The organism is Ezakiella coagulans, from assembly GCF_003096635.1.
GTDB lineage: Bacteria > Bacillota > Clostridia > Tissierellales > Peptoniphilaceae > Ezakiella > Ezakiella coagulans.
The window spans coordinates 1-14,979 of the sequence record NZ_QEKV01000011.1 but is presented as its reverse complement, the minus strand read 5'-3'; the positions used below and the strand labels follow the sequence as shown (position 1 = coordinate 14,979).

Annotated in this window: 12 protein-coding genes and 1 tRNA gene; 10 read left to right on the top strand and 3 right to left on the bottom strand. The window is 36.7% G+C overall.

The window, feature by feature from the left end:
* Window positions 1–20 precede the first annotated feature (20 nt).
* From C7381_RS07630 to C7381_RS07620, 3 genes are read left to right on the top strand one after another with little or no spacing between them, the layout of a single operon-like run.
* Window positions 21–350, top strand: a complete 330-nt coding sequence (locus C7381_RS07630; protein ID WP_034547566.1) for a YbaB/EbfC family nucleoid-associated protein — start codon at window positions 21–23, stop codon at window positions 348–350.
* Entirely contained in the window at window positions 350–949 is a 600-nt protein-coding gene (gene recR / locus C7381_RS07625) for a recombination mediator RecR (protein ID WP_034547564.1), read from the top strand. The genes C7381_RS07630 and recR overlap by 1 nt, the downstream gene beginning before the upstream one ends.
* Before the next feature lie 23 nt (window positions 950–972).
* A complete protein-coding gene (locus C7381_RS07620) occupies window positions 973–3,810 on the top strand; it encodes an insulinase family protein (RefSeq protein ID WP_116480511.1) in 2,838 nt (945 codons plus the stop codon).
* A gap of 217 nt (window positions 3,811–4,027) precedes the next feature.
* Here the strand turns inward: C7381_RS07620 and C7381_RS07615 are convergent, their stop codons facing one another.
* On the bottom strand, window positions 4,028–4,867 hold the full coding sequence (locus C7381_RS07615; protein WP_116480510.1) for a pirin family protein: 840 nt from the start codon (window positions 4,865–4,867) through the stop codon (window positions 4,028–4,030).
* Window positions 4,868–5,067: 200 nt separating this feature from the next.
* On the opposite strand from C7381_RS07615, the gene C7381_RS07610 reads away from it, so the two are divergent.
* Window positions 5,068–5,143 (top strand) — tRNA-Ala (locus C7381_RS07610).
* 43 nt (window positions 5,144–5,186) lie between these two features.
* Here C7381_RS07610 and spoVG read toward each other — a convergent pair.
* Window positions 5,187–5,495, bottom strand: coding sequence for a septation regulator SpoVG (gene spoVG, locus C7381_RS07605; RefSeq protein ID WP_034547558.1), 309 nt, complete (start codon window positions 5,493–5,495; stop codon window positions 5,187–5,189).
* A 220-nt stretch (window positions 5,496–5,715) separates the two neighbouring features.
* Between spoVG and murC the strand changes: the two genes are divergently transcribed.
* The 6 genes from murC to C7381_RS07575 all read left to right on the top strand — a co-directional run bounded on the left by murC (window position 5,716) and on the right by C7381_RS07575 (window position 13,726).
* Window positions 5,716–7,086: a UDP-N-acetylmuramate--L-alanine ligase gene (gene murC, locus C7381_RS07600; protein WP_116480509.1), complete on the top strand. Its 1,371-nt coding sequence runs from the start codon at window positions 5,716–5,718 to the stop codon at window positions 7,084–7,086.
* 209 nt (window positions 7,087–7,295) lie between these two features.
* Complete coding sequence (gene hutH, locus C7381_RS07595) at window positions 7,296–8,831, top strand: histidine ammonia-lyase (RefSeq protein ID WP_034547554.1); 1,536 nt, start codon at window positions 7,296–7,298, stop codon at window positions 8,829–8,831.
* A 10-nt stretch (window positions 8,832–8,841) separates the two neighbouring features.
* On the top strand, window positions 8,842–10,875 hold the full coding sequence (locus C7381_RS07590) for a urocanate hydratase (protein WP_116480508.1): 2,034 nt from the start codon (window positions 8,842–8,844) through the stop codon (window positions 10,873–10,875).
* A 152-nt stretch (window positions 10,876–11,027) separates the two neighbouring features.
* Window positions 11,028–11,924, top strand: a complete 897-nt coding sequence (ftcD, locus tag C7381_RS07585) for a glutamate formimidoyltransferase (protein ID WP_116480507.1) — start codon at window positions 11,028–11,030, stop codon at window positions 11,922–11,924.
* Window positions 11,917–13,182 carry an imidazolonepropionase gene (gene hutI, locus C7381_RS07580; protein ID WP_116480506.1) on the top strand — a complete coding sequence of 422 codons (1,266 nt, stop codon included), beginning with the start codon at window positions 11,917–11,919 and terminating at the stop codon, window positions 13,180–13,182. The genes ftcD and hutI overlap by 8 nt, the downstream gene beginning before the upstream one ends.
* Entirely contained in the window at window positions 13,154–13,726 is a 573-nt protein-coding gene (locus tag C7381_RS07575) for a LuxR C-terminal-related transcriptional regulator (RefSeq protein ID WP_116480505.1), read from the top strand. Before hutI ends, C7381_RS07575 begins: the two co-directional genes overlap by 29 nt.
* A 36-nt stretch (window positions 13,727–13,762) precedes the next feature.
* On the opposite strand, the gene C7381_RS07570 is transcribed toward C7381_RS07575, so the two are convergent.
* Window positions 13,763–14,638, bottom strand: coding sequence for a LysR family transcriptional regulator (locus tag C7381_RS07570; RefSeq protein ID WP_034547545.1), 876 nt, complete (start codon window positions 14,636–14,638; stop codon window positions 13,763–13,765).
* Between the last annotated feature and the right edge of the window lie 341 nt (window positions 14,639–14,979).

Sequence of the window (14,979 nt, the reverse complement as noted above, 5' to 3'; positions counted from 1 at the left end):
AGAAAGGAAGTTAATTAATTATGAGAAATTTTAATGGCGGCGGAAATATGAAAAATATGATGAAGCAAGTTCAAAAGCTTCAAAAGGATATGGAAGCAAAGAGAGAAGAAGTTGCAAATCAAGAGTTTGAGGTTTCAAGCGGTGGGGGAGTTTGCACAGTTACAATTAATGGAAATAAGGAAATCACAAAAATCGTTCTCGACCCTGAAGTTGTTGATCCGGATGACGTAGAAACACTTTGTGACCTTATTATGGCAGCTGCAAATGAAGCAATCAAAAAAGCTGACGATGAAATGGAAAATGCAATGGGACAATTTACTAAAGGTCTCAATATGCCGGGATTGTTTTAATGAGTCTTAACGCACTTGAAAATTTGGTAGACAGACTTGCGGCACTTCCGGGAATTGGAAGGAAAAGTGCAAAAAGGCTTGCATATTATATTATAAATATGCCGCAAGCGGATTCTGACAATTTGATTTATGCGATAAGTCTTGCAAAAAAATCCATTCAAAAGTGCAAAATTTGCGGAAATTATTCTGAGAAAGAAGTTTGTAATATATGTTCTTCGGAGATGAGGGACCATTCAAAACTTATGATTGTTCAAAATCCTAAGGATGTAGACTCTTTTGAAAATTCGAACTGTTATGATGGACTTTATTTTGTGCTCGACGAAGAACACTTAGATCCGTTAAAGGGAATCGGCCCTGAAGAAATGGGGTTTGGAAGATTGAAGAACAGACTCGTTCAAGATGATGGAATCAATGAAGTTATTCTTGCACTAAACAGCAATGTTGAGAGTGAACAGACGGGACTTCTTTTGAAAGCACTTGTCGAAGAATCGGGCAAGAAAGTTACTAAGATTTCGCAGGGCATCCCTGCGGGTGGAGTTTTGGAATATTTTGACTCCGCAACCATAAGACAAGCTTTTGAAAATAGACGAGAAGCATAAACCACAAAATAAAAGGAGAATATATGGATAAATTTAAACTAATAAAAAAAGAACATATCAACGAACTTAACAGCGATGCATTTTTATATGAACACGAAAAAACAAAGGCGAGAGTTTTAAAAGTCGAAAATAACGATGAAAACAAAGCTTTTGGAATCGGTTTTAGAACAGTTCAAAATGACGACACCGGAGTTTGCCACATTTTGGAACACTCGGTTCTTTCAGGTTCCAGAAAATACAAGACCAAGGAACCATTTATGGACCTTGTTAAATCGAGTCTTCAAACATTTTTGAATGCGATGACATTTGACGACAAGACAATCTATCCGATAAGCTCGAGAAATGAAAAAGACTTTTTTAATCTCATGGATGTGTACATGGATGCTGTTCTTTTCCCAGATATTTACAACAACGAAAAGATTTTTATGCAAGAAGGTTGGCACTATGAACTTGAAAACAAAGATGCACCGCTCACAATAAACGGCGTTGTTTATAATGAAATGAAGGGTGCCATGAGCTCCGATATTTCGCAAGTCATGGACAAGATTGCAAGATATTTGTATCCGAATTCAACATACAACACAAATTCAGGCGGTGACCCGGAGTTCATTCCGACTCTCTCAAGAGAGGCGCTTTTGGATTATCACAGAGAAAAATATCATCCGTCAAACTCATATATTTTCTTGTATGGAAACGGTGACACAAATAAGGAACTCGAATTTTTGGACGGTTATTTGAGCGAGTTTGAATTTAAGGATGTTAAAAATCCTATGAAATATATAAAACCACTCGAAAAGAATATCGATGTTGAAACCACATATTTCGGGGAAGCAAAGCCGAAAAACGATTTCTTTGTTGTCTCATATCTTGCGGGCGATTCGACCGACAACTTGAACAATTTGTGCCACGAAGTGATAACACGTGCACTTGTTACGGAAGACGGTGCGCCGATTAAGGACAGAATTCTTTCGGAAGGTCTCGCAACCGACGTTGAAACTATGTACAGCGTTGGAACTGTAAACAATTTATCTATTATCGCTAAAGGCATGAACGCCGAAGATAAGGATAAAATTTTAAAGATTATAGACGAAGAAATTGGAAGCCTAATAAAGTCCGGACTCGATGAAAAATTATTTAAATCGATTCTTCATCAACTTAAATATGAAATAAAGACATACGGCGACACGCCGCATCTTGGAATTATGACATATATAAGAGCATTCCAAACGTGGTTATATGACAAGGACCCGATTGATGCGCTAAAATTTGACGATGCGTTTGAAAAGCTTGAAAACGATTCTGAGCTCGTACAAAAATACGCAAAAGATTATTTTGACGGCTACAGAATGACCATGCTCGTAAAGCCGGATCCGGAGCTTGGAAAGAAAAGAGAAGAAGAACTCAAAAAGAAACTTGCAGAACACAAGAAGAGCTTGAGCGATGAAGAACTCGAAGAAATTATCAAAAAAACAAAGGAACTTCATGAATTCCAATTGAGCGAAGACAGCGAAGAAGCAAAGAAAACTCTTCCAAGGCTCAATGTTAAAGATTTGAGCGACAAGCTGCAAAAAGAAAATGAAAAAATTGATGGAAACATTTCTTCGTGCGAAGCTTTTACGGGCGGAGTGACATATATGGATGCTCTCGTTCCAATTGATGATATGGACGATGAAAAGCTCCAAGCAATCACGCTTTTGTCGGACTTGATTGATAGAATCGACACCGAAAAGTACAACTACAAAGATTTAAATACAGAAATAAATCTCATTTCATATGATTTTAACGTCAATATTATGACGAGCAAATATTATGAAAAGAACGAAGCTTCAATCTTTTTATCAAAGAAGCTGAGCTCGGACGGTTACGATTTTGAAAAGGCATATGATCTTTTTGAAGAAGTTCATAAGACTACTGTTTTTGACAACACAAAGAAAATCAAAGAAATTTTAAATACAATGATTTCCGATTTGAAACTCAAAGCAGTTATGACAGGTATTGCCATAACGAGAACTGAAGCGATGAAAAATGTGAACAGAAGATTTGCAATCGATGCAAAAATTTCTGGAGCAGATTATATCAAATATATTGAAAAAGTCGCATCGATGGATGATGTTGAGATGAAAAAATATCTCGAAGATATGTATGAAATTTATAAAAACATTTTCGATGAAAAGGGATTCTATCACATCACATCGGACAGCGAAGGCATCAAAAAGGCGGTAGCGGTTCTTGAGAAAAAGGGTTTAAAAGTTGACGGAGAAATCGACAAAAAGAAATTTGCTCTTAAAAACAACCCGGGAACAACCACTGCACTTGTTGCAATAACAGATGTAAACTACTGCATCGACGCAGGAATTTTACCGAAAACTTCAGGAAGCGATTCAGTTGTGAGAAATATGCTTTCAAACAGTTTCCTACACGACAATATTCGCGCAAAGGGTGGAGCATACGGCGATGGAATAAATCAAAGCGATGATTGTGTTGTATTCTATTCATACAGAGACCCGAACCTTCAAAACACATTTGACGTTTTTGAAAAGTCGATGGATTGGCTTAGAGGACGCGACCTTAAAAAAGAACAAATTGATGACCTTATTATTGGCTCGTACAACTCGTTTGACCCGAACCTCACACCGAGAATGAGATCGCTTAGAGATTTCTCATACAGAATAAACGAAACTTCTGTTGAAGATTTGGAAAAGAAATTAAAAGAAGCGCTTGAAACAAAGAAGGAAGACTTCGCAGATTTTGCAGACAGACTTGAAGCTGCAATGAAAAATAAAGGAAGAACCGTTTTTACAAATGAAGACGGATACGAAAAATCAAAAGATATGTGGCAAGAAAAGAAGGATTTGAAATAAAAAAATAAATGGATGCGGACCTATATGAAGTAGGTGGCATCCATTTTTTGTATTAATATATTTATAAACTGTGAGCACACAAATTTAATTGATAATTTATTAAATGAGTAAAAATATCTAAATTCAAGTGGGTTAAATATTATTGCATGAAGTTTTACTGTAATTTTGATTAAAAAACTCCCTCTTTTATCGACTTGCACGACAAGAGGGCGCAAAATTAATAATCTATTTTTTCTTTTATAAAATCGCCGTTTCTAAGGTCGATATATGCTTGCTGAATTTCTTTCGGGGTGTTCATTACAATAGGACCCGCCCATGCAACCGGCTCATTGAGCTTTTTCGAACTTATATACAAGACTTGTGCTCCGTCGGTTAAACTTTTTATACGAATGCTGTCGCCTTCGCTCAGTTTTGCGGCTGTTTTTTCTTTTACAACTTCGCCTGCAACTTCGATGTCACCAACAAGAGTAAAGAGCATTATCGACTCGTCGTTTGCCGTACTATTTTCAAACACAGCTCCTTTATCAAGGTGTATATCGTAGTAATTAAATGGCAAGTGCTCGCCCTTGTAGCCGTGGTGTTCACCATATTGACCGGCAAGAAGCCGAAGCTTTCCTCCTTCAATATCAAGTTCTTTTATATCCTCAAAATTAATTCTGTGATAACTCGGCTTGCTCATCTTCTCAGAACTTGGGAGGTTTAGCCAAAGTTGCACTCCGAGAAGTCTGTCGGACGAAGGAATCATCTCTTCGTGTTCAATCCCCGAGCCGGAATTCATCCACTGAACTTCGCCCGATGTGATTGCATCTTCATTTCCGAGAGTGTCCCTGTGAATCATCTTGCCTTTGTATAAATAACTGATAGTTTCTATACCTCTGTGCGGATGCATTGGAAAACCTTTAATGTAATCTTCGGGATTAGTGCTGTCAAACGAATCAAGCATTAAAATCGGGTCGAAATCCTCGATAGTGTCCTTCCCGAGCACACGCACCAGGCTGACACCTGCACCGTCTCTTGTTCTATAACCTTGAACCATTTTTATGATTTTTCTTTCCATATATACCTCCGTTTTATTTAAATATTTTGATTATATCTATTCATACCCGAACATTTTCCAAAAATTCTATAATAAGTTTTTGGGAATAGTTTCCTCGCTGTATGCTAAATATTGTTGATTTATAATTCTTAGCTGAAAACAAATATGTATATTATTGCTATTTTATAAAAGTTATGTTATAATTACTTTGTTATTCGTTTGGGGCATTGGCGCAGTTGGGAGCGCGCCACACTGGCAGTGTGGAGGTCAGGAGTTCGAGCCTCCTATGCTCCACCAAACAAAAAAACCTGCAAGTGCAGGCTTTTTTTATTTTAAAATCTTAGATTTCTTCAGTTGTTTCAGTTTCCGATGTACTTTCGGATTCAACTTGTGAATTAATCAATTCATTGTAAACTTTGTATATTGCTGTTTCAATTTTTGTTCTCATATCGTTGTTGATAGGGTGACAGATGTCTTTGAATTCTCCGTCTTTAGCACGTCTTGAAGGCATTGCAATGAAAAGACCATTTACACCTTCAACAATTTTCAAATCGTGTACAACAAATTCGTCGTCAAACGACACACTTGCTACAGCTTTGAGCTTACCGCTATCGTTTAAGAGTCTAACTCTAACATCAGTAATTTGCATGATTTTCACCTCGTGTTTTAAATACTTTTCTTTTTGAAAAGATTACCTTATTATACACCATATGATAAAGAAAGTCAACTATGTAAACTTATCATGTTAGAGATTAAAAAATGAACATTTATTGTATGCGTCACGAAAAAACTCTGACTTGATATTTATAATAAAAATTGATATAATAATTAATAATGATTTTATGAAATTAGAATAAAAAGGATAAATTATGAGTATAAATTTTAAAAATATAAAAGAAATACATTTCATCGGCATCGGCGGAATCGGAATGAGTGCGATTGCTGAAGTTCTTTTGTCGAGGGGCTATAAAGTTACAGGCTCCGACAGAAAGATTACCCCTATGTGCGAAAAGCTTATTTCTAAAGGTTCAGAAGTTTTTGCTCCGCAAAAAAGAGAAAATATAAAAAAACCGGATCTTGTTGTTTATACAGATGCAATAAGCGAAGACAATGAGGAGCTTCAAAGAGCTCGAGAAATTGGAGTTCCGGTTCTTGACAGAGCGACGGTTCTCGGGGAACTTATGAAACTTTATAAAAAATCGATTGCAATTACGGGTACGCATGGGAAGACTACAACTACATCGATGCTTGCAACAATTTTTCACCATACAACCCTTAAACCGACAATATTGGTTGGAGGAAATTTGGATGAAATTGGTGGCAACGTTTTGGTTGGCGAACATGATATAATGTTGTCGGAGTCATGTGAATACAAGGGCAATATTTTAAAATATTTTCCGACAACAGCGGTTGTTTTAAATATAGACGAGGACCATCTCGATTACTATAAGTCTATTTATGAAATCGAACAAACTTTTATTAAATTTATGGGAAACTTGAAAAGTGATTCAACCCTTATTATTAATGCTGATGAGCCGAATTTGATTCAAATTAAAAACTCGGCTCCGGGCAAAGTTATCACTTTCGGAGTATATCAAGACGCTGACTTTAGAGGGGGCGACGTAACTTATGATGAATCCGGTTTTGCTCACTACAAAGTTCAATACAATGGTGAGAGCTATCCGGTCAACCTTCCGGTTATGGGCCTTCACAATGTATTAAATTCACTCGCAGCGATTGCTACAAGTGTTAATGCGGGACTCGATATAAAAGAAGTAGTTTCAGCTATTGAGCACTATAGACCCGTTCATCAAAGACTTGAAATGCTCGGCCAAAGAGAAGGCGTAACAGTTATGGATGACTATGCTCACCACCCGACAGAAATTATGGCAAGTTTAAATGCACTTAAAAATGCACATTATAAAAGAATTTTCTGTGTATTTCAACCACATACTTACACGAGGACAAAAATTTTGTTAAATGGATTTGCAGATTCATTTAAATTGGCAGATGAAGTTGTCGTCATAGATATTTATGCGGCAAGAGAAGTTGACAGAAAAGAAGTTCACTCGAAGGATTTGGTGAAAGCTATGCAGGAAAGGGGAATTCATTGTAAATATTTCCCGGGTTTCGACGATGCACTAGTATTTTTAAATGAAAATCTAAAGTCGGGAGATCTTTTTATAACTATGGGTGCGGGCGACGTAAATACGCTAGCTCATATGTATCTGGAACAATAAAAGTGATTTAAATCATAAATTTTTTGTAAAAAGCATTGCAATATTATTCACTTTGTGGTAAAATATAGTTAGTGAATAATTGTGAAGGAGATTTTTATGAAAAAACATGATATTCACAATAGAATCAAAGAATTTTAACCGTGGTCTAGGCCACGGTTGTTTTTTTGACTTTAGCACGATGAAATATAAACTATATCAAGGAGGTAAAAATGGACAAGATTGTATTAAACGGCAGTGATTTGACATTGGACCAATTGGTTGCAGTAACAAGATGTGGAGCAACAGTTGAGTTGAGCGATGACGCAAAAGAAAGAATCAAAGCATCAAGAAGAATTGTAGACAAATTTGTCGAAGAAGAAAGGGTTGTATATGGTGTTACAACAGGATTTGGAAAGTTTGCGGAAGTAATGATTCCGGAAGACGAAACGAAGGAACTCCAAAAGAACCTTATCATGAGCCACTCATGTGGTGTTGGCAATCCGCTTCCTGAAGATATTGCAAGAGGAATTATGGTTCTTCGTGCAAACAACCTTGCAAAAGGTTTCTCAGGAATCAGACTCGAAACAACAGAAACAATTTTAAAAATGTTAAATGCAGGAATCACACCTATTATTCCTGAAAAAGGTTCACTCGGAGCTTCAGGCGACTTGGCACCACTTTCACACATGGTTCAACCGATGCTTGGACTTGGTGAATGTTATTACAAGGGCGAAGTCAGAAAATCTGTTGACGCTATGAAAGAAGCAGGCATTGAAACTATCGACCTCACAAGTAAAGAAGGTCTCGCTTTAATAAACGGAACACAAGTTATGACATCAGTCGGCGCTCTCACACTTTACGACGGAATGAACATTTCAAAAGTAAGTGACATTGCAGCTGCGATGACAATGGAAGCACTCGGCGGAATTATTGACGCATACGACCAAAGAATTGCTGATGTTCGTAAACACAACGGACTTGCAGCAACGTCAAAGAATGTTAGAACGCTCCTTGAAGGTTCAAAGAACACAACAAGACAAGGCGAAGTTCGTGTTCAAGACGCATACAGCTTACGTTGCGTTCCACAAGTACACGCAGGATGTAAGGATGCTATAAATTATGTAAAACAAAAAGTTGATATTGAAATGAACTCGGTTACAGACAACCCGATTATTTTCCCGGACGATGAAATGTCAATTTCAGCAGGAAACTTCCACGGCGAACCGATGGCACTTCCATTCGACTTTTTAGGAATTGCACTTTCAGAACTTGCAAATATTTCTGAAAGACGTCTTGAAAAGATGGTAAACCCGGCTCTAAGCCACGGACTACCGGCATTCTTATGTGTAAAAGGTGGAGTTAACTCCGGATTTATGATTGTCCAATACAGTGCAGCTTCACTTGTAAGTGAAAATAAAGTTTTAGCTCATCCGGCAAGTGTTGACTCAATTCCATCATCTGCTAACCAAGAAGACCATGTTTCAATGGGAACAATTGCAGCTAGAAAAGCAAGAGATATTGCATTTAATACAAGAAAAGTTTTAGCTATGGAAATTCTTGCAGCATGTCAAGCAATTGATTTGAACAAATCAAGCGATAAACTTGCAAAAGCTACAAAAGCTGTCTACGATGAAGTAAGAAAAGTTGTTACATTCAATGAAAAAGACAGAATTATGAGTGTTGATATAGAAGCTGTTGACAAATTGATTGTTGACGGAAATATTATAAAAGCAGCTGAATCAGCTGTCGGAACATTAGAAGTATAAGGAGGATATTATGGATATCAGAAACATTGACATTTCAGAAGCTATGACAATTAAGCTTCCTGAAACTTTACCGCCGAAGCTCGAATTTGACCCTAAAATCAGAAGAGCGCCAAAGCGTGAACTAACTCTTTCAGAACATGAAATGAAGCTTGCTTTAAAGAATGCTTTGAGATATATTCCTGAAAGTCTTCACGAAACTCTTGCACCTGAATTTATGGAAGAACTCATGACAAGAGGAAGAATTTACGGTTACAGATACAGACCGGCAGGAAACATCAAGGCTAAACCTATCGATGAATACGAAGGAAAGACAATGGAAGGCAAGGCTTTCCAACTCATGATGGATAACAACCTCGACTTCGACGTTGCACTCTATCCATATGAACTCGTAACATACGGTGAAACCGGACAAGTTGTTCAAAACTGGATGCAATACAGATTGACACAAGAATATTTAAAGGTTATGACCGACGAACAAACTCTTGTAATGATGTCAGGCCACCCGATGGGACTCTTTAAATCAAACAAACAAGCTCCGAGAGTAATTATCACGAATGCTCTTATGGTAGGTATGTTTGACGACCAAGACCACTGGACAAAAGCAATCGCAATGGGCAACGCAAACTATGGACAAATGACTGCAGGCGGATGGATGTACATCGGACCTCAAGGAATTGTTCACGGAACATTCAATACAATTTTGAATGCGGGAAGATTAAAACTCGGTGTTCCTGAACACGGCGATTTGGCTGGACACATGTTCATTTCATCAGGTCTCGGCGGAATGAGCGGTGCACAAGGAAAAGCTGCAAAGATTGCTAAAGCTGTTGGACTTATCGCTGAAGTTGACTTGTCAAGAATTGAAACAAGACTTGAACAAGGTTGGATTGATGAGTACAGCGACAGTTGTGAAGAAGTATTCAAGATGGCTCAAAAAGCTGTTGACAATAAAGAAGCAAGATCAATTGCATACTATGGAAATATTGTAGACTTGCTCGAATATGCTGTGGACAACGACATTCATATAGAACTTCTTTCCGACCAAACCTCATGTCACGTTCCATATGACGGAGGATATTGTCCACAAGGCATGACTTTCGAAGAAAGAACAAGGATGCTTGCAACAGACCACGAAGGATTCAAGAGAGAAGTAGATAAATCTCTTCGCCATCACTATGAATTGATTAAAGCGTTGGTTGCAAAGGGAACTTATTTCTTCGACTATGGCAACTCATTTATGAAGGCTGTATTTGATGCAGGTGCAAAGGATATTGCTAAAAATGGAGTTGACGAAAGTGAAGGATTTGTATTCCCGTCATATGTTGAAGATATTATGGGACCTATGCTATTTGACTACGGTTACGGACCTTTCAGATGGGTATGTCTCTCAGGTAAACACGAAGACTTGGTAAAAACAGACCATGCTGCAATGGAATGTATTGACCCGGACAGACGTGGACAAGACAGAGACAATTATATTTGGATTAAAGATGCTGAAAAGAATCAACTCGTTGTCGGTTCTCAAGCAAGAATTTTATATCAAGATGCAGGCGGAAGACTCAAAATTGCTCTTAAGTTCAACGAACTTGTAAGAAATGGAGAAATCGGACCTGTTATGCTCGGACGTGACCACCACGACACAGGTGGAACAGACTCACCATTTAGAGAAACATCAAATATCAAAGACGGTTCAAACATTATGGCTGACATGGCTACACAATGTTTCGCAGGAAACTGTGCAAGAGGAATGAGCTTGGTTGCACTTCACAATGGTGGCGGTGTTGGAATCGGTAAATCCATCAATGGTGGATTTGGTATGGTTCTTGACGGATCTGAAAGAGTTGACAACATTTTGAAGAGTGCAATGCTCTGGGATACAATGGTCGGAGTTTCAAGAAGAAGTTGGGCAAGAAATGAACACTCAATTGAAACAACAATTGCATACAACAAAGATAAAAACAACAATTCACACATCACAATTCCATACATTGCTGATGATGAATTGGTAAACAGATTGGTTGAAGAAAATTTGAAAAAATGTTAATTTGGTGGCAGATGGGCTCACCTGTCTATCATTAAGGCCGCTATATAATGCGGCCTTATTTTTCACTTTAGTCAAAATTTTGTTCTTAATCAATGATTAATGGGTAAAATATAAATGCAAAAATATGATTTATAATTGAAAGGAGAATTATAATGGCAAGAATTTTGGAATGCGTTCCTAACTTTTCGGAAGGCAGAGACAAGGAAAAAGTCGAACAAATAGTTGAAGAAGTTAGAAAGGTTAAGGGAGTAACACTACTTGACTATTCATCAGATGAAACACACAACAGAAGCGTTGTAACATTTGTTGGAGAACCTGAAGCTGTAATCGAAGCTGCATTTAATGCTGCAAAAAAAGCTTCTGAAGTAATCGATATGACTACACATCAAGGTGGACACCCGAGAATGGGAGCAATGGATGTTTGTCCTTTAATTCCTATTAAAGAAGTCACAATGGAAGAAGCTATTGAACTTTCTAAAAAACTTGGAAAGAGAATTGGAGACGAACTTGGAATAAGTGTATATCTTTATGAAAAGAGCGCTTCAAAACCAGAACGTGAAAATTTGGCTGTAGTAAGAAAAGGCCAATACGAAGGAATGGAAGAAAAACTTAAATCAGAAGGTTGGGAACCTGACTTCGGACCGATTGAACTCAACAAAAAATCAGGCGTTTCAGCTGTTGGAGCAAGAATGCCGCTTGTAGCATTTAACGTAAATTTAAGTACAGATAATGTTGAAATTGCAAAAGCTATTGCGAAAAAAATTCGTGCAAAAGGCGGTGGATTCGCATACTGTAAAGCTATGGGTCTTCTACTTGAAGACAAGAATCTTGCACAAGTATCAATGAACTTGGTTGACTATACTCACACAAGTGTATATCACGCATTTGAATTTATAAAACGTGAAGCTTTAAGATACGGTGTAAACGTTGTAAACTCAGAAGTTATAGGACTTGTTCCTATGGATGCACTTTTGGATGCTGCAAAATGGTACTTGCAAATTGATGAATTCGATCATTCGCAAGTATTGGAGACGAGACTCCATGACTAAGGTAACTCTAGCGATTGAAAACATTTCAGAGCTTATTACCGTTGCGGGCGAAAATGCTCCAAGAATGGGAAAAGCTCAAGGAGAAATTGAAAAGATAAAAGACGGAGTAGTACTTGTTTCGGGCGATAAAATTTTATATGCGGGAAACAAGGAAAATGCACCGAAATACGAAAAAAGTGATGATTTTGTATTGATTGACGGAACAGGAAAAACTGTAACTCCGGGTCTTATAGATTCACATACTCACTTGGTTCACGGCGGCTCAAGAGAAAATGAACTCGATATGAAACTTAACGGAGTGACATATCTTGAAATTCTCGAAAGAGGCGGCGGAATTATGTCGACACTTAGACAAACAAAGGAAATGAGCGAAGATGAATTATTCGAACAAGCAAAAAAATCTGTTGAAAGATTGATTTCCTACGGTGTAACGACAATCGAAGCAAAAACAGGATACGGAATTGACGACTTCGACACGGAAATGAAGCAATTAAATGTTGCCGACAGACTCGGAAAAGAACTTCCTGTAGAGATTGTAAAAACATTTATGGCAGCTCATGCAATTCCTGAAAAATATAAATCAAATCCGGGAGAATTCATTGACATCGTTATAAATGACTATCTTCCGAAAATAGAAGCGGACGGAAGATGCAAGTTCTGCGACGTGTTTTGTGAAAAAGGCGTATTTAATGCAGAAGACAGCAAAAGACTTTTGGAAGCTGCAAAAAAACACGGACTAACTCCGAAAATTCACGCAGATGAAATCGAAGAAATCGGCGGGACAAAAACTGCTGCTGACGTTCGTGCAATAAGTGCAGAACACCTTATTAAATGTTCAGAAAAAGGTGTGGATGAACTAAAAGAAGGTGGAGTAATCGCAAATCTTCTTCCGGGAACAAGCTTTAACATGGGAGATGGAATTTTTGCACCGGCAAGACTCATGATTGAAAAGGGAGTGCCTGTTGCAATTTCAACAGACTACAATCCTGGAAGCTGCCCTACGGAAAATATTCAACTTTGTATGTATCTTGCATGCCTTAATATGAAAATGACACCCGCTGAAGCGTTGGTCGGAGTTACTATAAATGCAGCATGTGCTATAGACGAACAAGATAAAAAGGGAAGTCTAATGGAAGGCAAACTTGCAGATATAACAATTTTCGATGCACCGAACATTAACTATGTTCTATATCACTTTGGTGTAAATCACACTGATAAGGTGATAAAAAATGGAAAAGCCGTTTACGAATCGAAATAGTAAAAAAGCTATTGTCGTAACGAATGCAAACCTAATACTTGACGGTATAAAAAACATTCTTATTCAAACGGGTTATAATGCAATCGAGAAGGAAATTAAAAGCATAAATAAAAGAGATTTTAAATCAAGGCTCATAATAATAATTTCTTATGATTTAAGGAAAGAAGAGCTTGAACTAATAAAATCTATTAAAGAAAATTCATTTTACGCAAATATAATTCTTGTGACGGGAGTTGACGAAAGTATAATAAATCGTTCTGTTTTCAGAATTGGTGTTGATGCCGTCGTCAATGCCTTTGATTCAAAACAAATCTTAATTAAAGCAATTCAAGAAATTGAAAATGATAATAAATACATTTCACCATTTTATGTAAAAGCCAAAGAAGAAAATGAAGAAAAGCTGGATAACCTTACAAAAAGGCAGTACCAAATATATGTTTTGGCAAAAGACGGGAAAAATAAAGATGAAATAGCAAAAATTCTTGGAATTGCTCCAAAAACGGTTGGAAACCACCTAAGTAAAATAAGAAATACAATAAAATAGAGGGTCTTGATGACCCTCTTTACATATAAAATTCAATTAAACTAAAAAATCGTAAAAAGCTTCAGCACCTGGCGAGAGCTTTTTATTTTTGTGTCTAACAAGATAGAAAGAACGCTTGATAGGAGTTCCCTTTAAACGAAGCTTCAAAATATCATTTTTATTATCGGTAAACCATGAGCTAATAAAAGAACCTCCATAGCCTTTTTTGACCAAATTTATAATCAACTCATTACTGTCAAACACAGAATAATTATTTTTGATAATATCAGGATATGACTTTGTAACAGCATTAGCAAACGTTTTGAAAGTTCCACTACCGGGTTCTCTTAACATAAGAGGAATATCTTTGATATCATCATAATCAATGGAATCAAAATTTGAATAACCCGGAAATTTGTCCTTTTTAATCACATAGCAAATTTCATCGGAAAAAATATTTGTATATAATAATGTAGGGTCAGGAAATTTAAAACCCACAATTCCGAAATCGCATTTGCCATTCTTTACATTATTTACAACATTCATAGAATCCAAACCGGAAATATTAAAAGTAATTCCAGGATGAGTATCCGCAAATTTTGAAATCTTATCAGGTAAATAGAAGAGCTTAGGCACACTTGAAGAAAGAATACTAACATTACCTTCAATATTAGAATTAGAAACAGAGATTTCAAGTTTAGCACTTCCAAGTGTATAAACGACATCTTTAGCATATCTATAGAAAATTTCACCAGCATTAGTCAAAGTAACAGTGTGTCCAAGTCTATTTAATAAAGCACAGTCAAGTTCCTTTTCAAGATTTTGAATATGCGCAGTAATAGTAGGTTGTGAAACAAAAAGCTTATCAGCAGCTTTTGAAAAGCTGTGTAAATCAGCTACATATATAAATGATTCTAAATGTTTTAAGTCCATAATAACCTCCTATAAAGATTATAGCAAAATTAAATATAAAAATCAAATAAAATATTTGCAAAAAATATAAAAATGTTATATAATAACAATACAACAATTATGTATAAAATACAAGAAAATGCAAAGAAAAAGTTTTTTAAAAAATTTTAAAAAAACTTAAAAAAATGCTTGACAAACCAAAATGTATTTGATATACTAATTATTGTCAGCTCGAGAGAGCGAAGAACCTAAACAAAAAAATATGTGAAAAGTAGACAAGAATCTAACTACAAAGTTAATTCAAAAGTGGAAGCAAAAACCACTAAAAAAAGCAAATAATAAAGAGCTTGGCTCAAACTTTC